21 protein-coding genes and 1 riboswitch are annotated in these 22007 nt (G+C 41.1%); of the genes, 12 read left to right on the top strand and 9 right to left on the bottom strand.

Annotated elements, in window-relative coordinates:
- Nucleotides 1-1512, top strand: a 1512-nt coding sequence (locus K358_RS19325) for a hypothetical protein (protein ID WP_027695462.1), incomplete at its 5' end; no start/stop codon positions are given.
- Between the two features lie 51 nt (nt 1513-1563).
- On the opposite strand, the gene K358_RS0103145 is transcribed toward K358_RS19325, so the two are convergent.
- Complete coding sequence (locus K358_RS0103145) at nt 1564-3093, bottom strand: sensor domain-containing diguanylate cyclase (RefSeq protein ID WP_027695461.1); 1530 nt, start codon at nt 3091-3093, stop codon at nt 1564-1566.
- A gap of 563 nt (nt 3094-3656) precedes the next feature.
- On the opposite strand from K358_RS0103145, the gene K358_RS0103140 reads away from it, so the two are divergent.
- Together K358_RS0103140 and K358_RS0103135 are read left to right on the top strand one after the other, a co-directional pair.
- Entirely contained in the window at nt 3657-4958 is a 1302-nt protein-coding gene (locus tag K358_RS0103140) for a dicarboxylate/amino acid:cation symporter (RefSeq protein ID WP_027695460.1), read from the top strand.
- 162 nt (nt 4959-5120) lie between these two features.
- The gene (locus tag K358_RS0103135) at nt 5121-6023 is read left to right on the top strand and encodes a DMT family transporter (protein WP_027695459.1); all 903 of its coding nucleotides are present in this window, start codon (nt 5121-5123) and stop codon (nt 6021-6023) included.
- Nucleotides 6024-6080: 57 nt separating this feature from the next.
- On the opposite strand, the gene thiD is transcribed toward K358_RS0103135, so the two are convergent.
- On the bottom strand, nt 6081-6929 hold the full coding sequence (thiD, locus tag K358_RS0103130; RefSeq protein WP_027695458.1) for a bifunctional hydroxymethylpyrimidine kinase/phosphomethylpyrimidine kinase: 849 nt from the start codon (nt 6927-6929) through the stop codon (nt 6081-6083).
- Between the two features lie 60 nt (nt 6930-6989).
- Nucleotides 6990-7088, bottom strand: a riboswitch (TPP riboswitch).
- Nucleotides 7089-7289: 201 nt separating this feature from the next.
- On the opposite strand from thiD, the gene K358_RS0103125 reads away from it, so the two are divergent.
- Nucleotides 7290-8078, top strand: a complete 789-nt coding sequence (locus K358_RS0103125) for a sterol desaturase family protein (RefSeq protein WP_027695457.1) — start codon at nt 7290-7292, stop codon at nt 8076-8078.
- A 45-nt stretch (nt 8079-8123) separates the two neighbouring features.
- Here the strand turns inward: K358_RS0103125 and K358_RS0103120 are convergent, their stop codons facing one another.
- Complete coding sequence (locus K358_RS0103120) at nt 8124-9065, bottom strand: zinc transporter ZntB (RefSeq protein WP_027695456.1); 942 nt, start codon at nt 9063-9065, stop codon at nt 8124-8126.
- Nucleotides 9066-9217: 152 nt separating this feature from the next.
- Here K358_RS0103120 and K358_RS0103115 point away from each other — a divergent pair, with 152 nt between their 5' ends.
- Nucleotides 9218-9964 (top strand): DUF502 domain-containing protein, encoded by a 747-nt coding sequence (locus tag K358_RS0103115; RefSeq protein WP_027695455.1) that lies wholly within the window; start codon nt 9218-9220, stop codon nt 9962-9964.
- Nucleotides 9965-10027: 63 nt separating this feature from the next.
- On the opposite strand, the gene K358_RS0103110 is transcribed toward K358_RS0103115, so the two are convergent.
- The 3 genes from K358_RS0103110 to K358_RS0103100 all read right to left on the bottom strand — a co-directional run bounded on the left by K358_RS0103110 (nt 10028) and on the right by K358_RS0103100 (nt 11890).
- Nucleotides 10028-10639, bottom strand: coding sequence for a glutathione S-transferase family protein (locus tag K358_RS0103110; RefSeq protein WP_027695454.1), 612 nt, complete (start codon nt 10637-10639; stop codon nt 10028-10030).
- Nucleotides 10640-10701: 62 nt separating this feature from the next.
- On the bottom strand, nt 10702-11241 hold the full coding sequence (locus K358_RS0103105) for a nucleotidyltransferase family protein (protein WP_038149604.1): 540 nt from the start codon (nt 11239-11241) through the stop codon (nt 10702-10704).
- A 127-nt stretch (nt 11242-11368) separates the two neighbouring features.
- A complete protein-coding gene (locus tag K358_RS0103100; protein ID WP_027695452.1) occupies nt 11369-11890 on the bottom strand; it encodes a DUF2058 domain-containing protein in 522 nt (173 codons plus the stop codon).
- 126 nt (nt 11891-12016) lie between these two features.
- On the opposite strand from K358_RS0103100, the gene K358_RS0103095 reads away from it, so the two are divergent.
- The 3 genes from K358_RS0103095 to dbpA all read left to right on the top strand — a co-directional run bounded on the left by K358_RS0103095 (nt 12017) and on the right by dbpA (nt 14419).
- The gene (locus tag K358_RS0103095; RefSeq protein WP_027695451.1) at nt 12017-12595 is read left to right on the top strand and encodes a DUF1415 domain-containing protein; all 579 of its coding nucleotides are present in this window, start codon (nt 12017-12019) and stop codon (nt 12593-12595) included.
- A gap of 63 nt (nt 12596-12658) precedes the next feature.
- The gene (locus K358_RS0103090) at nt 12659-12886 is read left to right on the top strand and encodes a glutaredoxin family protein (protein ID WP_027695450.1); all 228 of its coding nucleotides are present in this window, start codon (nt 12659-12661) and stop codon (nt 12884-12886) included.
- A gap of 117 nt (nt 12887-13003) precedes the next feature.
- Complete coding sequence (gene dbpA, locus K358_RS0103085) at nt 13004-14419, top strand: ATP-dependent RNA helicase DbpA (protein WP_027695449.1); 1416 nt, start codon at nt 13004-13006, stop codon at nt 14417-14419.
- A gap of 78 nt (nt 14420-14497) precedes the next feature.
- Here the strand turns inward: dbpA and K358_RS0103080 are convergent, their stop codons facing one another.
- Nucleotides 14498-15022 carry a lipocalin family protein gene (locus K358_RS0103080; protein WP_027695448.1) on the bottom strand — a complete coding sequence of 175 codons (525 nt, stop codon included), beginning with the start codon at nt 15020-15022 and terminating at the stop codon, nt 14498-14500.
- A gap of 79 nt (nt 15023-15101) precedes the next feature.
- Nucleotides 15102-15434 (bottom strand): SMR family transporter, encoded by a 333-nt coding sequence (locus K358_RS0103075; RefSeq protein WP_027695447.1) that lies wholly within the window; start codon nt 15432-15434, stop codon nt 15102-15104.
- Nucleotides 15435-15769: 335 nt separating this feature from the next.
- On the opposite strand from K358_RS0103075, the gene K358_RS0103070 reads away from it, so the two are divergent.
- Nucleotides 15770-17029 carry a D-amino acid dehydrogenase gene (locus K358_RS0103070; protein WP_027695446.1) on the top strand — a complete coding sequence of 420 codons (1260 nt, stop codon included), beginning with the start codon at nt 15770-15772 and terminating at the stop codon, nt 17027-17029.
- Complete coding sequence (gene alr, locus K358_RS0103065) at nt 17022-18113, top strand: alanine racemase (RefSeq protein ID WP_027695445.1); 1092 nt, start codon at nt 17022-17024, stop codon at nt 18111-18113. The genes K358_RS0103070 and alr overlap by 8 nt, the downstream gene beginning before the upstream one ends.
- 137 nt (nt 18114-18250) lie before the next feature.
- Here alr and K358_RS0103060 read toward each other — a convergent pair whose 3' ends face one another.
- A complete protein-coding gene (locus K358_RS0103060; RefSeq protein WP_027695444.1) occupies nt 18251-19144 on the bottom strand; it encodes a LysR family transcriptional regulator in 894 nt (297 codons plus the stop codon).
- A 254-nt stretch (nt 19145-19398) separates the two neighbouring features.
- Between K358_RS0103060 and K358_RS17960 the strand changes: the two genes are divergently transcribed.
- Nucleotides 19399-20556 (top strand): MFS transporter, encoded by a 1158-nt coding sequence (locus K358_RS17960; RefSeq protein ID WP_038149601.1) that lies wholly within the window; start codon nt 19399-19401, stop codon nt 20554-20556.
- 63 nt (nt 20557-20619) lie between these two features.
- Nucleotides 20620-21195 (top strand): nucleoside triphosphate pyrophosphohydrolase family protein, encoded by a 576-nt coding sequence (locus tag K358_RS0103050; RefSeq protein WP_027695443.1) that lies wholly within the window; start codon nt 20620-20622, stop codon nt 21193-21195.
- The last annotated feature ends 812 nt before the right edge of the window (nt 21196-22007 follow it).

The raw sequence follows: 22007 nt of genomic DNA, 5'->3' as shown, positions 1-22007 counted from the left end.
GCACAAGCTAAACCTAGTGTACTGAATGCTCCTGAGCTTAAAGCTACACCAAGTAAATTAACTCAAGCTCCACTTCCTCTAGCGCAAGAAACACCGGAAGTATTAACTGCACCTGAGTTAAAACCTACGCCAAATAAATTAACTCAAGCACCACTACCATTAGCGCAAGCAACGCCGGAAGTATTAGCTACACCTGAGTTAAAAGATACGCCTACTCAACTTGAGCAGGCTCCCCTACCATTGGCACAAGCAATACCTGAGCCGAAGGTTGAAGTACTAATTGCAGAAAATAACGAGCGTACACAAATGCAAGTTGATGCAAAAAACCATGCTCAGCAACAAGAACTTGAACGCTACAATCAAAAGAGAACAGAAACTCAAACCGAAGCGTTAGAGTCTGTATTAGCGAATTTACAACAGTATAATCGTGGGCCAGCGACTCCAACGTATGATGGAGAAGCGGCGCAACAGGATTTGTTTGATGAACTGTCACAGCAGCAAATCATCGAAGATCTTAAAAGCACAGCAGGTGAATTACCGACCTATCAATCAGAGTTCCAAATGGATTCAACGACGGTCAATGATGCACTTAACTTTGTACTGACTGATGTCTCAAAGTGGCTAGCTGATAATATCGACAGCAATGGTGTGACTTCAAACCAACACTTTGATTTTAGTGAAAATTTAAATTCAGGTGGAAGCTTTGTCGTTAAAGACGGCGTGTACAATATTGATGAAAACACAATCAGTTTTTACTCAGAGTACACCCCTGCGGATAACCCTAATATTTTAATTTACTCAACATGGACACTTCAGTACAACGACTTGTATGATATTCAATCAGCATTGGATAGTTTAATCTCAGGGGCGGTACAGATTCGAATCCAATCATTAGGCGAATTCCAAGATATTGGCGCTTGGTTTGAGAACTGGGGAGCAGATGTCACGGATACTAGCTTTGTGATTATTCAACCAAACCATGAATATCAGGAATTTGTATTTCATACTCAAGAGTTTGAACTTGTCGATACCAAACAGCTGACTGAGCAACATCAAGAGGTACTAATCTCTAGTTTCTTAAATGCTTTTACTAATCACTTATTAGCAGATGCTTTTTATATTGATACCGGCAGCTTCGGACATATTTCACACGCGGCGCTAAATCAATTACAAAATACATTAAGTGCGGCACATGGTGAGTATCGTCAAATTACCTTGCCATTTTACGATGAAACAAGGTCGGCTATCGTCACACTGATTAATATCGACCACATTAAAATCACTATCGCGACACAAAATGAAGATGCGATAGAAGCAACGTGGGATATCTACTTTAGGGACATGAATACATTAATGGATGGAGAGATCGAGTACATTGCTCGCCTGCGCTCTGATGGAGAATCTGATGGGCAAGTTCCCTACTCTAGTAGTGATTTGGCTAACTTTTTAAATCCAAATCAGAACCTACAGAAAGATGATCTTAATTGGGTATATTTCCACTTTAACCAATAAAAAATGATGATTTATAGCCGAACAACCAGTTTGTTCGGCTATTTTTTATCTCTAAGATTCACTCACAAATAGAAAATTGCTTTTTCCTGAATGCTTAACGTTGTACATAGCTTGGTCAGCCAGTGTAATCAGTTCTTTTGAATCTTGGCTATTATCTGGATAAAGAGAAATGCCGATACTTGCCGTGACCATTAATAAATGACCATTAAATTCCACCGGTTTCGCTATTGCTTCAATCATCCTTTGCGCTACCATCGAAATAACATCCTTATCTATCGCACCTCTAAGTAAGATTAAAAATTCATCTCCACCTCTTCTTGATACCAGGTCTTTATCTCGCACACAGTGGAGTAATCGAGATGATATGATTTTTAATAGCTCATCCCCAGCATTATGACCATAAGAATCATTAACCGCCTTAAACCCATCCAGATCGACAAATAACACCGCCACTTTTCCAACACCTTGATTAGGATATTTGATGGCATTATTCAAGTATTCCATAGCCATGGTTCGATTTGGTAATCCGGTTAGCATATCGTGACTGGCCATATAATGGATACGTTGCTTAGCTTTTTTGATATCAGTAATATCTTCTTTAATAGCAACATAATGAGTCACGTTGCCAGTTGCTCTTACCATAGGGGCAATTGAAGCAAGCTCCCAAAATTGCTCACCATTTTTCTTTTTACTGTATAGCTGCCCTCGCCAGGTTTCCCCTCCTTCTAAACATTGTAAAATTTTAGGAATATCGGTTACCCAAACTTCTTTAGAATGCAGAAGATCAATACTCCCGCCGACGAGCTCTTCTTTTCTATAACCGGTTTTTTTGAGTGATTCAGGATTAGCATATTCAATAATCCAGTCACGATTGACAATCATGATCGAAGAAGCCGAATTCTCGACCGCCAACAAGTAAGATTGAAGTTTAGATTCAAGGATAAAATACGTTTGCAAAACCAGAGTAATCGCAAGGCCACTAATAATAAAAATACTACTCAGATACAATAATGTTTCTGCTGTTCCCCCATCAAGCGGGGCTTTACCACTAGGCGCGATCATTTCCATGATGCCACGCATAATATGAAAAAAGGCAAACAACCCGAAGATAATGGCAATTGGGTAGCTAGACTTTCTTCTGATCTTGTTCTGATCAGTTAATAACGTAAATACAATAGCAACTGAAACCATCCCAACAAGAAACGAATATAATATAGTTCGAATTGTTAAGCTTGGGTCAATATAAAAGAAGTAATAAAATAAAGCTGCCGTTATACATGTGACGGCAACATCATAAAATATAAAGGATTTCCGCTCGGTAAAAATACGTAATCCATGAAAAATCAGCTGCATACCTAGCACAATGATCGTATTAACGACGACCACAGAAAAAAACATGTCAATATGTCCACGTAAAACCGAAGACATACAGCCAACGCCAATCAGCAGTATGCCCAAAGCCCAGTGTCCAACTCCCGTAGATTTAGGCCTTATCCACCATAAAATAGTTAACACAATAGCAGCGCCAATTGTGATAAGACTCACAGCAACAAGTAAGGTTCTATTATCTAAGAGTGTCATAGTGAGACCATATATAGGAAGGTTAAGCAGGGTATTTTAAGAACGCTATCTTACCTGCTTTGAATCATTTCAAAAACAAATTAATTACCACTAATCCATTAGAATAAACAATGTATTGTCAGTGTTAATTACAACTTAAAGTATTGAAAATTAAAACTTTAAATAACCAGTGATTATTTGCGAGTATATTATTTGTTACACCTGATATAAAAAACTCTCAATTTATTTATCCTATACCTAAAGATCTTTCCGTTATAAAACAGCACAATAGATCAGTAAAAACTCATGAATTTGGAATAGTCTAACTCTGTATAGTATCGAAATATAAGTTGTAAAAACTAAAATAAAAGCTAGTAATAGTATTTTTCGTTAAAACATCGTGTTTTATTAGAATATTGGGTAACTAGCATATTTACCTCCCATATACAAAAACGACACAAAATGTGACCGTTATCACGCAACAAGATCGTTTTTTGTTACGACTTAGGAGGATCTTTATAAAGTTCTGTTAATCTCCGCTTCACTTTGAAAGTTGTACAAAGTATTCATATGGAGATCAGTTCATGACGAACAACAACAAAACTAAACGCTCACTTACGAGCAAAATTCTATTCGGCATGTTTGCCGGTATCCTATGTGGATTTTTAATTCGCACCTTCCTATCTGGCAATGAATTCATCGATGGTTATATCGTTAATGGTTTATTCGATGTCGGTGGAAAAATCTTTATTGCTAGCTTAAAAATGCTAGTTATCCCTCTTGTCTTTGTTTCTCTAGTTTGTGGTACGAGTTCATTAAAAGACATCACTACCCTAGGTCGTCTAGGTGGTAAGACTCTTGCTTTTTACATTACGACAACTGCAGTGGCGATTACATTAGCATTGGTAATGGGTATCTTCTTACAGCCAGGTTCTGGTGCAGATCTAACATCAGCTACTACATTTAGTACGGCAGAAGCACCATCTCTCGGTCAAGTTATCGTTAACATGTTCCCTAGTAACCCAATGGCGGCAATGTCTCAAGGTAATACGCTACAAGTTATCGTATTTGCTGTGTTATTCGGTATTGCTATTAGCCTTGCTGGTGAAGCTGGTCAACGCGTAAGTAACTTCTTCAACGATGTTAATACTGTAATCATGAAGCTAGTCACTATTTTGATGGAAGTTGCCCCTTACGGTATCTTTTTCTTAATGGGGAAACTATTTACAGGACTTGGTTTAGAAGCAATAGGTAACCTAGCCGCTTACTTCTTAGTTCTGGTTGGCGCTTTACTTATTCATGCATTTGTTACTTATAGCGTGCTATTAAAAGTGCTTTCAGGCTTAAGCCCTGTTGTATTTTGGAAGAAAATGAAAGATGCGATTATGTTTGCATTCTCAACCGCCTCTTCTAATGCAACGATTCCAGTGACTATGGAAACCGCAACTCATCGTTTAGGCGTAAGTAATAAAATCGCTTCGTTCACTGTACCTCTAGGTGCGACCATCAACATGGATGGTACTGCGATCATGCAAGGTGTTGCGACAGCCTTTATTGCACAAGCATTTAATGTTGACTTAAGCCTTGGTGATTATGTCACCGTTATCTTAACGGCAACGTTAGCTTCAGTGGGTACAGCAGGTGTTCCGGGTGTTGGCCTTATCATGTTGGCGATGGTTCTTAACCAAGTAGGTCTACCACTAGAAGGTATTGCACTAATCATGGGTGTTGACCGTCTACTCGATATGGTCCGTACTGCGGTTAACATTACTGGCGATAGCGTTGTAACTTGTATCGTCGCTAAATCTGAAAATGAAATGGATGTTGATACATTCAACAATCCTAAAGCGGGTGAAATTGAGTTAGGTTTACGTACTAAAGCTTAATTTATAACGTCGATCAAACCCCCTTAGCTATTTCATTATGGTTAAGGGGTTTTTAATGTCTTATCCTTTAAATTCCCCCCAGTAAAAAAGTGATCATTCCTAAATCTTTATCGTTTTTCTCGTGTTAATCTGACTTTCTCTTTCATACCGATGCTGGCCACAATGAATCAAGAAACCAAAGCAACCATCATTTTAATCTTGACCACCATATTTGCAGGGCTCGGCTGGATTTTTTCCAAACAAGCGATTACTGGACTCCCCCCTTTTGCTTTTATCGGGACTCGTTTTGTCTGTGCCTCTATATTGCTGTTGCCCTTTTGTTATAAGCAGCTTTTCGCTTTAACACGAGCACAATTAATCAATGCCGCTAGTGTCGGAATATTAATGTCCTGCGCCCTATTAACTTGGGTTACTGCCATTTCGGTTACGGACACACTAGCTGAAGGTGCCTTTATTTCTAGCCTTGCCATGTTGTTTGCGCCACTTGTGGGCTGGGCTCTTTTTAAACAAAAACCCATCCGTATGTTTTGGATTTCTTTGCCATTTGCGGTGTTAGGGTTAGGCTTTTTATCTTTGTCTAACGGCTATCAACATTCTCCTAGTCAGATATGGTTTTTAATCTCTGCCATCATGCTGGCTTTTCACTTCAATTTTAATGCTAAATATGCGCAACGTGTTCCAAGTTTGGCGTTAGCATGTATCCAGCTTTTTGTTGTCGGAATTATTGGAACGATAGCATCCCTCCTATTAGAACAATGGCCTGAGCAGGTTTCTCAATCAACCTGGATATGGGTAGCGTTAAGTACCGTTCTCGCCACCAGCTTACGTTATGTAATGCAAACCATGGGGCAAAAGCTCACCACATCAGGTAATGCGGCTATTATTATGATTTTAGAGCCAGTGTGGGCGAGTTCATTAAGCGTGGTGTTTTATGGCGATGATATGCCGGCAGGAAAAGTGATTGGCTGCGCGCTGATTCTTTGGTCGCTATTCGTTTACCGTGGTGGCGCTAAGTTATTAGAAAGGCGGCAACAAACACTGCCGCCTGAATCCAACAAAGAGTAGTGACGTTTCTAGCTACTTAAACTCCAGTTATTTAGTTGCTAGTTACTTAGTCTCTGATTATTTAATTGCTTGGGCATAAAAATGATGGACGGGACCGGATCCCTCACCCACATTAAGTTCATCGGCATGAGTCAGTGCATTTGATAAATACTGCTTAGCATGTCCAATCGCTTCTGTTAGGTCAAAGCCTTGCGCCAAATAGGAAGCTATCGCAGAAGAGAGCGTACAGCCTGTTCCGTGAGTATTTTTGGTCGCAATACGTTGATGAGTGTACACCGCTGTTTGATTTCGTTGAATAAGCCAATCTCGGCTTTCCTCTCCTTTAAAGTGCCCGCCTTTTAATAAAATATCGACCTTGTGTAATTCTGAATGGGCTTTTAACTTCTCAATAAAACCTTCAATTTCACTCTCTGATTTTGGTTCAGGCTCCCCAATCAATAACCCAGCTTCTGGTAAATTCGGAGTGATTAAGCCCACTAATGGAATAAGCCTTTCTTTCAGCGTTTGAATTGCGGCAGGTTGAATTAATGGGTCACCGCTAGTGGCAACCATGACTGGATCTAACACTACATTCATTAAGTTATAGTGCGCTAATTTTTCAGCTATTACTTCAATCACACCACTATCATTGAGCATACCGATCTTTACCGCAGAGATATTGATATCTGAAAATATAGAATCTAATTGCTGACCAATAAATTCAGCTGAAACCGGAAAGATGGCATCTACGCCTTGAGTATTTTGCGCGGTGAGTGCAGTAATAGCAGAGCAAGCAAAACACCCTGTTGCAGAAATCGCTTTAATATCGGCTTGAATACCAGCTCCACCACCTGAGTCAGATCCTGCGATGGTCAGTACATTAGGAATATTCGAAGTGTTTGGCGATGGGAAAGTTGATTGAGGCATACATTACTTCCTTTTAGCGCACAGAAGTAATACACATGTAGAGATGAAATCAGAATGCTCAACACGTTGGTATTAGTTCCCTACGCTGATGTTAATCAGATCAGGTTCAACGGGTCTCACCTAAGTGATCTCAGCCTACTGGCTCCCCGACTAATATGCTTAGAGCATGGCAGTTTATAGTTTAAACTATCCATACACTAAAGATTGGCTTCAATGTAGAGTTAACTCATCAAATTGTAAAGCTATTCACTCAAAACCAGTGATCTTGTTCTTATATGAAATTTTACTTACATAGATACTGTCTAATGATTAGTATTAATCACTATAATCCCACGAGACCAAGCCATGCCGGAACTATTGATGTCACAGCAATCACTTATTCGTATTAGCGTATTTACTCTAGTACTGGTGATCATGGCGGTTTGGGAAATCAAGCGACCGAAAAAACGTCTCAACCAGCCTAAACTCTATCGCTGGACCAATAACTTAGGTTTGGTATTTCTAAATAGCTTTCTATTACCCTTCACGTTGCCATTTCTAGCGGTCGGTTTTGCCTACCTAGTACAGAACAATCAACTAGGCTTGTTTCATTGGCTCAATGTTCCAACATGGCTAAATCTAGTATGCGGCTTGCTCTTATTAGATATGGCGATTTACTGGCAGCATCGTCTATTTCATAAAATTCCGCTGCTTTGGCGTTTACATCGCGTCCATCATGCCGACCAAGATATCGATGTCACTACTGGCTCACGCTTTCATTTCATCGAGATTTGGCTTTCAATGTTGATTAAACTCGCAGCGATTGCTGCGTTAGGGATTTCTCCCTTAGCCGTCTTTGTATTCGAAGTGATACTCAACGCCAGTTCGATGTTCAACCACAGCAATATAGCCTTATCTCATCGCATTGATGATCGATTAAGAAAATGGATTGTCACGCCAGATATGCACCGTGTTCACCATTCTATTCATCGTAATGAAACCGATAGCAACTACGGGTTTTGTTTATCCATTTGGGATCGTTGGTTTGGTAGTTATATTAGCCAACCGAAAGATGGCCATGAAAAGATGGCTATTGGGATTAACCTATTCCGCTCAGCCAAAGAGCAGTCTTTATTAAAGATGATCTCTCAACCGTTTAGAAATAAATAACGCAGGCGACAAACCTGCGTTAATGACTCATTCAAAGTACGAAAATTAAAAGAACTTCAGCCAGCGCAACAAGATAAACTCCAATACAAACGTCACACCTAACCCCGCACAAAAGAGAAAGAACGCCAATGGATTATCAACACCGGGGATGCCACCAACATTTATTCCTAATAAACCGGTTAAGAAACTGACCGGTAGAAATATCGCTGCAATCACAGTGAATAAATAGGTATTACGGTTCATCTTCTCCGCTTGTTCTTGTTCAATGTCCGCTTTGATCAACTGAATCTGTTCAATATAAAAATCAATCGATTCATTAATTCGAATCACGGTATCCAGTGCGTTACGCATTTTAAGTTCGACCTCTTCCATTTCTGGGTGGCCAACTTCTAAGAAATCATCGTGGGCATAACGCTGAGGTTTCATAAAGCGGCGAAGTTTTAATAAACGTTTATGAATCACATGTAGATCACTGTTTTTACCATCACCTTCTTCAATTTCAAATAACTGCTCTTCTACCTCATTCAAGAAACCGGCGATGTTTTGATTTAAACCTTCGATAATCGCTAATAATAAACGAGCGGTACTTTTCGGCCCTTTTTGTTCACCTAGTGCATTGCGAATACTGGTAATGGCTTTAGAAGATATTTTACGGGTTGAGATTAACGTGCCTTTATGCCAAAGAATACGCACACTTAGCATGTCATCTGGCATTGCGCCTTCATTTAAATTCACGCCACGCATGATAAGTAGAAACGATTGATCTTCAAATAGCTCAAAACGTGGACGCGTGTCATCAGCAAGCAGGCTGTCTACCACACCAGATTCAAACTCATTGTCTAGCAACCATTCACGTAATGCTCCGGCTTCACGCTGACAATGATACCAGTGGTTCTCTTGCAGCATATCTACCGGTTCTTTAGGCTCCACTAATTGTGCTGGTTGGGTAGAAAAATCCCACTGTTCAATCAAAAAGCTATGTGACATATTGCATGCTCTCACTTTTCTATTTATTTCATGTTATTAACGCAGAGGTTACATTAGGCTGCAAGAACTAGATATGCTTAATGCTTGTTAGGTGTAAAATTATCACTAACGACTATCACAACCCATAGAGTCAACGTGTAAGAGATTTATTAATGAAAAAACTGATTATTCGAAAAATAAAAATAGGGATGTTATTTGTGATCCCTTTGGTTATCGCCAGCTGGGTCGTTAACGCAGTAGTTCGCTTTATGGATAAAACTGCCAGCTACTTTTTGCCTGAAAACCTACACCAAACCCTAAGTGATATATGGGGCTTTGGCCTAATGGCGGCCATCGTTTTAATGTTAATCGTTGGTATTATCTTTGACGGTAATTTACAGCAGCGTTTTTACACTTGGCTCTCAGAAAAAACTATCGACCGCATTCCCGGCTTCGGTATCATTCATAACTCTACCAAGAAAATTATGGAAGCGTTAACCACCGAAGAATCACCGTTTAAGAAGCCAGCATTTTGTCGTTCATGGTCCGGGCCAAACTCTAAAGAAATTGTGTTTGATCTTGGGCCAACCTGGATGATCCCAAATCAAAATGGCGAAATGTTTTTAGGCCCAGATGGTGAGTTCTACCCAGTGCCAGAAGAAGGTTACCGTGTGGTTTTTGTTCCTCAAGCGATTAACTTATCTAATGGTTATGTTCGGTTTGAAAAAGAAGAAGATTTGATTTACGTACCTCACCTCGCAGTGGAACAGTTAACCGCGACACTGATCTCATGTGGCTTAACCTTGCCGAAAAAGCCCGATGATGCATTAGGGAAAGTTCTTAAAAATGAGCAAGAGATGCAGCAAGCATTAAAGGAATGGAAAGAGAAGCAAAGCTCAGAGTCCGCTGAAGTGAGTTAATCATAAAAACAATAGTGTATGCCTTTCACTGAGGCATGCACTATTGATTAATGGATAAACCGCTTATTGAAACGCAGCACGCTCCGCTAACTTGTTATGCCATGCCTGAATATGTGGGTAGTGTTCCAATACCTTTATTTCTAAAGCTTTCTCACAAACAAAGCCAACAAAAAGAAAGCCAGTAATATCTGCAATGCTAAATTTGTTACCGGCTACATATTCATTACGGCTTAATTGCTTATCCAGTTTTGGTAAGAACTCTTGCACACGACGTTTTGACTCTTCGCCCCATTCAGGCACACAGCGTTCACGGTCACTGTACACGCCAGATAAGTTACGAAATGCCTGAAAGCCTGCGTATAAACCATCAAACTCAACAATACGTTGCCACATTTCTACTAGGCCCTTTTCAGCCGGCGTAGTGCCAAACAGTGAGGTATCATTATGATGTTCGGCAAAGAAACGACAGATCGCAATGGTTTCGCTGATGCAGGTACCATCATCGAGCTCTAACATTGGCACCTTACCATTCACACTTTTTTCTTGATATTCCGGCGTTAAATTTTCCCCTTCACGTACATTAAGCTGAACTCGATCGACTTCGATGCCTAATTCTTTTAAATAGATCCCAACACGGCGTGAGCTTGGGTTCGCAGCAAATTCGTATATTTTCATCAGTCACTTCCCTTTTCTGAATAGCATTAAAAATTTAAAATCACTCTGACAACATGAGCGGGTTAACTAGGTAAAACTTTCAAGCGCGGCCAGGTTTTTAACCAATCTTTTGAGTTTATTCGATGTTCAAAAATCTCGTAGCATCGTTTGGGGTTAAACGTGACTTCAAGTGCAAATAGCGAATCAAAGCCAAACGCTGAAATACATTCCACTTCATCATTCAGGTTCTTACGTATTGCCACCGCCGTTTCTTTTTCCGGCCAATACCTCATCGCATCAATCACGCTTAGGTATGGATGATCACCATTACGTAGATGCATTATCGCTTGATTTCGCACTTGCCAATTAACATCAGGCATCATGTGTTTCAGTTTAGCTTCATAGATAAGATAAGCGTCACCATCAGTTTCTGTAGTATCAAAGTAGATAACATCAATGTCATTTAAAGGCGTTGCCTCACGCTTATGATGTAATGCGTCCCAAACTAGATTACGCACAAAGCCTGCCGCAATATAACCTTGCGGTAAGTCTAGCAAAGCAACACATTCCAGTGCCTTTAATCTCAACGTATCTTGATTGATTAATTCGACTATTTTATCCATCACAATACTCATCGTACTTAAAACTCATTCAGCCAGAATAGAACAAAAAAATGGCAGACTGATGAAAGTGATTAACCTTTATCATGTCTGCCATTGTCTGGTCTGATATTCAAATATTAAAAGTGAATTACCACATCAAATCATCAGGAACCACGAAGTCTGCGTATGGATCATCTTCATCTTGCTCTTCTTGAGTCAGTACATTATTCAAGACAATGCTTTCTTCATCACGTTGGAAGATTTTGTCTGCCACACTTGCCGGAATAATCGCGTAACCCTCTAGGTAACGAGCAATTGCTAAACGACCTTTGGTTAATTGGTCTTGTGTTGGCTTATCAACATAAAGCTTTTTCACTAATGAGCCGTCAGTGAAGTTATAGCCGATATCACCGTCGGCAATTTCAATACGGTTCATTTCAATCAATTGCTTCACTTGTGCTTTCAATTCTTTGGTTAATTGCTGTTTTTTCTGCTCAGCATTTAACGCTTTGTCACGCTCAAGTTGTGCTTTTTTATTCGCTTCAACCGCTTCTCTTGCTTCACGAGCTTGAACGCGAGATTTTTTCGATGACTTCTTCGCTTTCTCTAATTTCTTATTATTTACCAAGCCTGCTTTAAGCATTTGCTCTTGTAGTGTTAGTTTTGCCATGATGCTCTCTTTACGACGTAATCTTTGCGGTGATTATACCTTTAAAAAGATCCAATTTGCGAGACAGTTATATGTTAGAATCCGCCGCCAATGCATCTCTTATCAATAACCAGTGTGAAAATTCCAATGTCAGCTCCCTCTTCGTCTCTTCCTAGCCATCAAGAAATTGAATCACAAGTTGAACAATGGTTACTTGATGTGGTGATCGGTTTGAACTTATGCCCTTTTGCAGCCAAGCCGCAACGCAATAAGCAAATTAAGATCATGGTTTCGAAAGCGGAAGTTGAAGAAGCATTATTAGAAGATGTTTTTCAAGAATTCACCACGCTCGTTAATACGCCAGTTTCAGAATTAGAAACCACATTAGTTGTCATTCCTCACATGCTACAAGATTTTGATGACTATAATTTCTTCTTAGATTGGATTGACGCACTGATTAAACAAGAACAATGGGAAGGCACATTCCAAGTGGCTACCTTCCACCCAGATTATTGTTTCGCTGGTGCCGATCCTGATGATGCTGAAAACTTAACTAACCGCGCGCCCTATCCAGTGCTTCATCTTATTCGTGAAGAAAGCATGGAAAAAGCGGTAAAACATTATCCAAACCCAGAAGCGATTCCAGATACCAATATCGCTCGGGTAGAAGGCTTAACAGAAGAAGAAAGGCAGCAGCTTTTCCCTTATCTGTTTAAAGCCAAGTAGTCTTCTCAACTATATAAACTGATAAAGACACAAATTTAATAAAAGTATAAAAAGATAATCACTATGAAACGAGTAGTCTTATATGTGGGTGACAAATGCCCACACTGTAAAGCCGCTAAAATGTATTTAGATTCAAAAGGCATTAAGTACCGTTTGTGTAATGCCAAGATGCAACGCGGACGCAAAGAACTTGAAGCGATGGGCGCACGTGGCGTACCCGTTTTGAAGATCGGCGACCGCATGATGGCAGGATGGAACGCCGCCAACTTCGACAAAATTTATAACAGCTAAACCCTATCCCTCGAAAACTGAAGCCGTCACTTCAACGACCATTGCTTCATATACTAGGGTAAACAATTTTATAGAGTAAGCCGAAGATGCGCTTGCTCTTCCTTTAAGGAAACCATTTTGACTACAGATTCTCCTACAAACAAAGCACCTGCAAATACTGCTTTTTCTAGCCTTGCATTAGATCCTGCGCTAATCGAAAACTTAACCTCACTAGGTTATGAATCCATGACGCCGATTCAAGCCGATAGCCTACCATTGATGATTGCCGGCAAAGATGTGATTGGCCAAGGTAAAACAGGCTCAGGTAAAACCGCAGCATTTGGCTTAGGCTTATTAGCCAATTTGAACGTGAAGCGTTTTCGTGTGCAATCTTTAGTACTTTGTCCGACTCGTGAGCTAGCAGACCAAGTAGCAAAAGAAATTCGCAAGCTAGCTCGTAGCATTCACAACATTAAAGTTCTAACGCTTTGTGGCGGTATGCCATTTGGCCCGCAGATTGGTTCGCTTGAACACGGCGCGCACATTTTAGTGGGTACGCCGGGTCGTATTCTTGATCACCTAGATAAAGGCCGTATTGATTTATCGGAACTGAATACCCTAGTACTTGATGAAGCCGACCGCATGTTAGACATGGGCTTTCAAGACGCATTAGATGCCATCATTGAACAAGCGCCAAGCGAGTGTCAAACTTTACTATTTAGCGCCACTTTCCCACCGGAAATTAAAAAGATCGCTAATCGCATCATGCGTAACCCTGAGCTTGTGAAGGTAGAAAGCCAACACACTAACTCAAGCATTTCTCAGTTCTTTTATAAAACCAATTCATTTGAAGACCGTTTGAAAGCGACTCAGATTCTACTGTTACAACACAAACCTGAATCATCAGTGATCTTTTGTAACACCAAGCGTGAAACTCAAGAAGTAGCCGATGAACTGCACTATAAAGGTTTTGATGTCATTGCCCTACACGGTGATTTAGAACAACGCGACCGTGACCAAGCCCTACTACGCTTTGCGAACAAGAGTGCTTCTATTCTGGTTGCGACCGATGTGGCTGCTCGTGGTCTTGATGTTGAAAACCTAGATGCGGTAATCAATTTCCAACTGGCACGTGATGCTGAAGTTCACGTACACCGCATTGGTCGTACTGGCCGCGCCGGTAGTAAAGGTATGGCGTTTAGCTTATTTGCTGAAAAAGAAATGTTTAAAGTCGCTCAAATTGATGAGTACATGGACATTGAGATTTCACCATCTACCCTACCTTCAGACAGCGTGTTAACTGACACTCCATTTGAATCAAAAATGGCGACCATTCAAATTGATGGCGGTAAAAAGCAGAAAGTTCGTGCTGGTGACATTCTAGGTGCACTAACTGGTGGCGATAACGGCGTAGACGGCAAACGCGTAGGTAAAATCCACTTATTCGATATGCGCGCTTATGTTGCAGTTGAAAAAGGTGTCGCTAAACAAGCCTTGAAAAAGATTTCAAACGGCAAGATGAAAGGCAAAACCTTCCGCGCTCGTATTATCTAGTAAGTAGTTAGATTTGAAATGATAAAACCTTGCCCTGGAGAGATTTGGGGCAAGGTTTTTTGTTGGGAGTCGGTTTTTCTAATTTAAATCACTCGTCTGCTCTACAAAAATCAATTCACTCACATCAAAACCTTTCTCTTGGCTCATTTTAATGAATTGCTGTTTGACTGAATCATCGACGGTTGGGGTTCGGGATAGTAGCCAAAGGTAATCGAGATCGGGGCCGGAGATAAAGGCGTATTGGCCAGCGGGATCTAGGTAGAAGATCACATATGAGCCATAGAAAGGGCCAAAGAACGAGACTTTTAAGTAGCCTTCATTGGGCGCGTTAACAAAATACGCTTTGCCTTCTGCTTGTTGCCACTCGCCCTTTTCAGCTGAATAACCACGGTTAATGACTTTAACGCCACCGTCTTCTTTTAATGAGTAGTCAGCGGTGACTTGTGTTAAACCGCGTTCAAAGGAGTGATCGAGACGAGCGATTTCATACCATGTGCCTAGGTATTGGTTTACATCAAACTCTTGAATGGGTGTGACGGATTTCGGCATGCCTAAGCAGCCAGTAAGGAGTAGCGCAGTGAAAAGCGGGAGTACTCTATAAATGTATTTAGAAAATGTCATACAACGTCCTTGTTTTAGATTCATCCATGACTCTACGAAGTTGGCTTAAGAAAAGATCAAATTAATGTCCACCAGCTTTTGAGAATACATTAATTACAAATACGCCGAGTAAAATCAGCCCCATACCGAGTATTGCTGGTAGATCCAACTTCTGACCAAAAACCATCCAGCCGACTGCTGCAATCAGCACAATGCCGAGACCGGCCCAAATAGCATAAGCGATGCCGACTGGAATGGTTTTTAATGTTAAAGATAAAAAATAAAACGCTGCTACATAGCCAAAAACCACGATTAATGACGGAATTAGCTTCGTAAAGCCTTCACTGGATTTCATTGCTGAAGTAGCAATGACTTCAGACACAATCGCGACACCTAAAAACAACCATTGCTTCATATATTGCTCCTACATTGATAGCAAATAACACCTAACCCACTAAATATAAAGAAATTTTACCTGATAATTTCATTAACTTCATTAAAGTTGATATTCATTATCACGAGCTCAACATCCTGTTTACTTAAAATTTCAAAGAAGTTTGATTCAAATCTCACTTTATAAATTGTCAAAATTTAATAATTTTTATGCTACAAAAATGCAACATTACCAGCATTTAAAACTACACTTTCAAAAACAACAAAGCACCATTCTCCTATTTTTCCAATAAACTTGGTTTTATTCATTGTTATATACCCAAATAACTAGGGTATAGCGCTTATTTAAGGAAGATCATGAAAGTAGCAATTTTAGGTGGTGGTGTACTTGGTGTCACAACAGCTTGGTACTTGGCGAAATCTGGCCATGAAGTGACGGTGATTGATAGACAAAGCCATGTCGCAGAAGAAACGAGCCACGGTAATGCTGGCATGATCTCTCCGGGATATAGCTCTCCTTGGGCAGCTCCGGGTGTGCCTTTTAAAGCAATCGGTTGGATGATGCAAGATTTATCGCCATTTATGATCAATATGAAAGAGTTAGATGGTTATACCCTTTCATGGATGAGCAAGATGTTGGCCAACTGCAACACCAAAAGCTACCAAACCAACAAAGCTCGCATGCTACGTGTCGCTGAATATAGCCGTGATTGCTTTGTTGATCTTCGTAAAGAGCTCAACCTTAACTACGATGGACGTCAAAAAGGCACTTTACAATTGTTCCGTAAGCAAAAACAAGTTGATGCACTGCAAAAAGATATCGCGGTTCTTGAACAATTGGGGATTCCTCATCAAGCGTTAGATATACAAGGCTGCATTGAACACGAGCCAGCCCTTACGAATGTAAAAGATAAGTTTGTCGGTGGTTTACGTCTACCCGGTGATGAAACTGGCGATTGTTATAAATTTACTACCGAGCTTGCCAAACAATGCGAATCGCTTGGCGTAACGTTTATGCTCAATACCAATATTGAACACTTAGTAGAATCCAACGGCAAAATCGTTAGCGTCAAAACCGATAAAGGCGTTGTTAAGGCCGATACGTTTGTCTGCGCTCTAGGGAGTTATTCGCCTAAATTGATGAAACCGCTGGGAATCGATCTACCTATTTATCCAATCAAAGGTTATTCACTTACCCTACCGATTGAAGATGAATCACGCGCGCCTCAATCAACCATTATGGATGAGACGTATAAAGTGGCGGTTACGCGTTTTGAGGATCGCATTCGAGTCGGTGGTACGGCAGAAATTGCATCGTTTAACTTAGAGCGTCCATTGAAACGCCGAGCCAGTATTGATTTTGTTATTCAAGACATGTTCCCAGGTGCAGCCGATGTCGCCAAAGCGGAATTTTGGTGTGGGCTACGTCCAATGACGCCAGATAGCACGCCGATACTCGGTGGCACTAAGTACTCCAATCTATACATGAATACTGGTCACGGCACTTTAGGCTGGACAATGTCACTTGGCTCTGCCAAATTCGTAGCAGATATAATCAATAACAAACAGCCGGATATTAACCCTGAAGGCTTATCTATCGAGCGCTACTATGGCTAGACCAACCAAAGCAAGCATTGATCTTGCTGCATTTCGACATAACTACCGCGTGGCGAAAGCGCAATCTCCGAACTCACAAGCGGTAGCGATCATCAAAGCCGATGCTTATGGTCATGGCGCGATAAAATTGGCGCACGCGCTACAAGAAGCGGATGCCTTTGGCGTGGCCTGTATAGAAGAAGCGATAGAGTTACGTGAAACCGGCATCAAACAACCTATTCTTTTGTTAGAAGGTTTTTTTGAAGCGTCTGAACTTGAGCTTATTCAGAAATACAACTTCTGGACAGCAGTACATAGCCAAGCACAGATTGAAGCGATTGAACGCCAACCTCAATCTTCTCAATTTACAATATGGTTAAAGCTTGATAGCGGCATGCATCGTTTAGGGTTTTCGCCACAAGACTACCCTGCGGCTTTTGAGCAGTTAAACGCGTTGCCGCAAGTCGATAATATCGTTCACATGACCCATTTTGCTTGTGCTGATGAACTCGATAAATCAATGACACAAAGCCAGTTGCAAACCTGCGAAGCGACTTTTGCTCAGTTGAAAGCTCAAGCAAGCAGCTTTGCCAATAGCGCGGCGACGTTAGCGCATCCATCTAGTCATAGTGACCAATTTAGTGGTTATACTCGACCGGGTATTTTGCTGTATGGCGCAGATCCGCTATCACATTCAAATTCCGCTTCTGAACAACTGATTCCAGTAATGACGCTGACCTCAAAAATCATCGCCATACGTGAAGTGAAAGCGCACGAATCCGTTGGTTATGGTGAAAGGTATCGTTGTGAACGTGATATGAAGATAGGCACAGTTGCGATTGGTTATGCTGATGGTTATCCAAGACATGCCAAAGACGGTACGCCTGTAATGGTCAATGGCGTTCGTACCCAGCTTGTGGGACGTGTTTCAATGGATATGCTGACGGTAGACTTAACCGACATTCCAAATGCTGAAATCGGCTCTACCGTCGAGTTATGGGGCAAGAACGTAAAGGCTGCTGAAGTTGCCGACTATTGCGATACGATTCCCTACACCTTGTTTACCGGTATCACTCGTCGAGTACATAAAGAATATATCGACTAGACTTATACCCATCGTACTTGAAGCTGCAGCTTTGTTGACGGCGTTCATTCGCCCCAATCACATAGGCTAGCTATGCTCATGGGGCCTCATTCGCTTGTCGCCTCACTGCAACTCCAACTACTTCGGGTATATACCGATTACTTTTCTCGGCCTAGCGCTGCGGGTAAAGCTTGCTTGGTGAATTCCATAAAGGCTTTATCCGCTACAGACAAATACCCTGTTTTACGCCAAGCCATGCCTATTTTAAGTGTGATTGGTGGATCAAATGGAATACCTACCACACCTCTCTCTTGTTCTGTCACTAGCTTCAATAATGCCCCAACCGCAAAGTCTTTCTGTACCACTTTCAAAATCATCGGGATCAAATTAGTTTCAATAGAAATGTTCGGTTCAAAGCCATGTTCAATGCATAATTTGTCGACCATTTCTCGGTGAAAGTAGCCTTTCTTAAACATGATTAATTCTTGAGAAAAAAACTCTGTTATTGAAATCGAGTGCTTAGCGGCAAACTCATGCTCCGGGCTCACCACCACAATCATATCATCTTCAATGAGTGGTTCTATTTCCAGAGAATCTGGCACGTTTTCATTAAGTATCACCCCAAGATCAAGTTCTCCATCGAGCAGCATTTTCCGAATCGATTGCGTGCCAGCATCAATGATAGTCAATTTTAAATCTGGATATTGCTGCTTAAACGCCATCAAAATATCCGGAAAGAAATAAGAGCCCATCATACTAGGTACGCCGAGTCTTACTTCTCCTTTAACCAAGCCTCTTAACTCTTGCATTTCAAGTTGTGCATCATCGAGTTTCTGGAGTATTTCTTTGGCGTGTTTATATAAACGCATGCCTTCATCGGTTAATTGCACACCTTTATCGTGACGGTGTAACAGCGTTAAGCCTATTGATAATTCAAGCTTTTTAATTGAAACGCTCAAGGCCGACTGCGCAACATGCAAAACCTCAGAAGCTCGGCTAAAGCTTTTCATTTCTACGATGGTGACAAAGTACTTTAATGCTTTGGTATTCATAACTTTCGTATGCATTGCTTTCCTGATTCTATAATGGCATTGGTAAACGTAACACTTACCCTCAGTTCAGATCAAAAACAGATAGAGACTATTAATTTAATATATTTTATATATAGCATGGCTATTGGTAAAATTCTGTTATCTACCTCACTTGAGCACCGCTAATGTCGACTACCTCTCTCCAAAAACATGCAGACTTATCAATAAATGACTCGACGCAGCACGAGCCCGTAGATAACGACAATCCAAAGGCTATGAAAAAAGTCACCTTTGGGCTATTTATCGGCTCTTTTATTTCATTCTGCAATTTGTATTTATTCCAACCTTTACTACCTCTGATTGCTGAGCATTATCAAGTCACTGCTGCGCATGTTAACTGGGTTTTAGCCGCCGCGACATTAACGCTAGCTTTATCGTTACTGCCTTGGGCGATTTACTCTGAGAAGATTGGTCGGCGTAAGATCATGCTATTCAGCTTGTATGCCTCACCTGTTGTTGGTTTATGTATTTTATTTTCCGATCAACTCGGGCTACTGATTGCTTCACGGGCTTTAATGGGAGTGGCCTTGGCGGGTTATATTTCAGTGGCGGTGGCCTACATGGCAGAAGAGTTTAGCCCTAAAGTATTTTTACTCGCGGTTGGGTCTTACATTGGCGCAAACTCGTTAGGCGGAATTACCGGCAGGATTTATGGCGGCGTCGTTGGTGAATGGCTAGGTTGGCAAACTGCGGTGATTGGCATGGCGCTGTTTAGTCTTGCCATCGCAATATTGGTGACGCTTTGGGTGCCCGCGCAGAAAAACTTTGTCGCCAAACAAACGTCATTGTCTAGTCATTTAAAGGATGCTATGCGCCACATACAAACCCCTAGACTATGGTTTGCGATGTTAATTGGCGGGTTAAACTTTGCCTTGTTTGTTAACCTTTATACCGTAATGGGCTTTCGCTTGGTCGGTGAACCTTTCTCACTTCCTGTGAGTTTGGTATCGCTTATCTTTCTTTGTTATTTAACCGGCACCTTAACCTCCAAACTCAGTGGCCAATGGAGCCTACGCTTTAATTCCACCAGCGGCATTGTGTTAGGCACGGTAGTCAGTTTAATCGGAATGCTCACCGCACTCATTCCAAATCTCTATGCAATGTTTATTGCGCTTATCTTGATCAGTGGTGGCGCGTTCTTTACTCACTCATTGGCGTATGGCTGGGTTAGCTCGAAAGCACAACAAGCAAAAGCCAGTGCGACGGCTTTATATCTTGTTCACTATTACGCTGGCGGTAGTCTTGGTGGGTTTTACTTAATCTATTGCTGGCAACACGGTGGTTGGAACATGGTTGCATTAGGCGGCAGCGTGTTATATCTCGCCATTCTAGCGCTTACCTACAAACTTAACAGCGTGGAAAAATTGAATTGATCATGACTGAAATAGGCATTGTTTGTTATCATCTGCCGCAACTTTTATTCATGAGGCAATGACATGCAATTTACCCTACTTTCAACGGAACTTTACCAACACTTATATCGTGATATTACTGAGTTCCGTTCAACCTTTGATCTCCCTGTCGCAGACCTAGCCTCTCTAGATGACAAAGCCGATACGTTGCATACATCTCTTGCGATTGAAGAACTAACTGAACTTGCCGAAGCTGATTGCAAAACCGAACAAGCTGACGCCATTGTTGATACGGTTTACGTTCTTATGGGGCGTTTAGTTCACCGCGGTGACGACCAAGTAAATAGCAATGTCGGTATCAGCTACATCATCGAATTATTGCTACATGTGGCGAAAAACCGTGGCATTGAATTCCTACCATGTTGGGATGAAGTGCATTCAAGCAATATGAGCAAGGTATGTCGTAACGAACAAGAATTCACGGAAACTCAAGCCTTCTACGCTAAACAAGGTGTGGAACTTGAAGGCGTACAAAAAGGCGAATACATCATTGCGAAATGCGCTAAAGATGTAGAGATGCAAGGCAAGACGGTTCGTAAAGGAAAAGTATTGAAATCGGTTTACTACCGCCCTGCTGATTTAGAAAAACTGACTAACTAGTCCTGAGTTTCAACGATTTGTTTCAAAGATAGATTTCACAGATAAAAAAAAGCCTGTCTCAGATGAGGCAGGCGTGTGTGTTAAATGCATGACTTTTAGTAAAAAGCTATCTCTGTTAACACAAGGTAGGACGAGAATGTATCACTCTCATTAATGCCATTTGTGTGCCAACTTTTCACCCCCACCAAATAAAACTCTAACCCATTGTTTTATTTGTATATATCCATTCGGTTTTGTTTTTACCTATTTCTGTACTCCATATAATACTTTATAGGTAGACTCTCTTGCACAGATTTGGCGTGCTTTGCTCTATAAACGGTCATGTGACCGTAAGTTGCTTTATCAATATCGAACCACTAGCCTGTTTTAACTCATATGGGATCTTACACATCAATTCTTAGCCTTAGCCAAATCGTATAGTTGGCCCGCGGATATAATGGCTCACGGTTGACTTAAATGAATAGCGCCGGCCTTGTCATCCCGCACATGAACTTAAGTGAAGAAGATGCGGGAACTCGCTTTCACGTAAGTTTCATTTAGACAAAATCAAGTCAGTGGCTTTGCTAAATTAGTATTTACCGGATTAGTTGATATATGGGAAAGTAACGCCGCGTTAAGTAGTGAGCAACATTACCACCAAACCTAAACCATTGTGCCGTAAACACTAAATTCAAAGCAAACCGAAAATGCCGAGCGTTGCGAATCGGTCTTAAACGCTTGTATGGGAAATTAACTCTGCTTTTGGGTAATGTGAGACCCAGGCTTTAGCTGCAACTAAAGCTCTCTATGTAGTAGTTCGTTTGAACGCTGGC

Origin of the sequence: Vibrio litoralis DSM 17657, from assembly GCF_000426765.1 — a bacterium.
Classification (GTDB): domain Bacteria; phylum Pseudomonadota; class Gammaproteobacteria; order Enterobacterales; family Vibrionaceae; genus Vibrio; species Vibrio litoralis.
The sequence above is the reverse complement of the archived record's forward strand: the minus strand, read 5'-3'. Positions and strand labels throughout refer to the sequence as shown.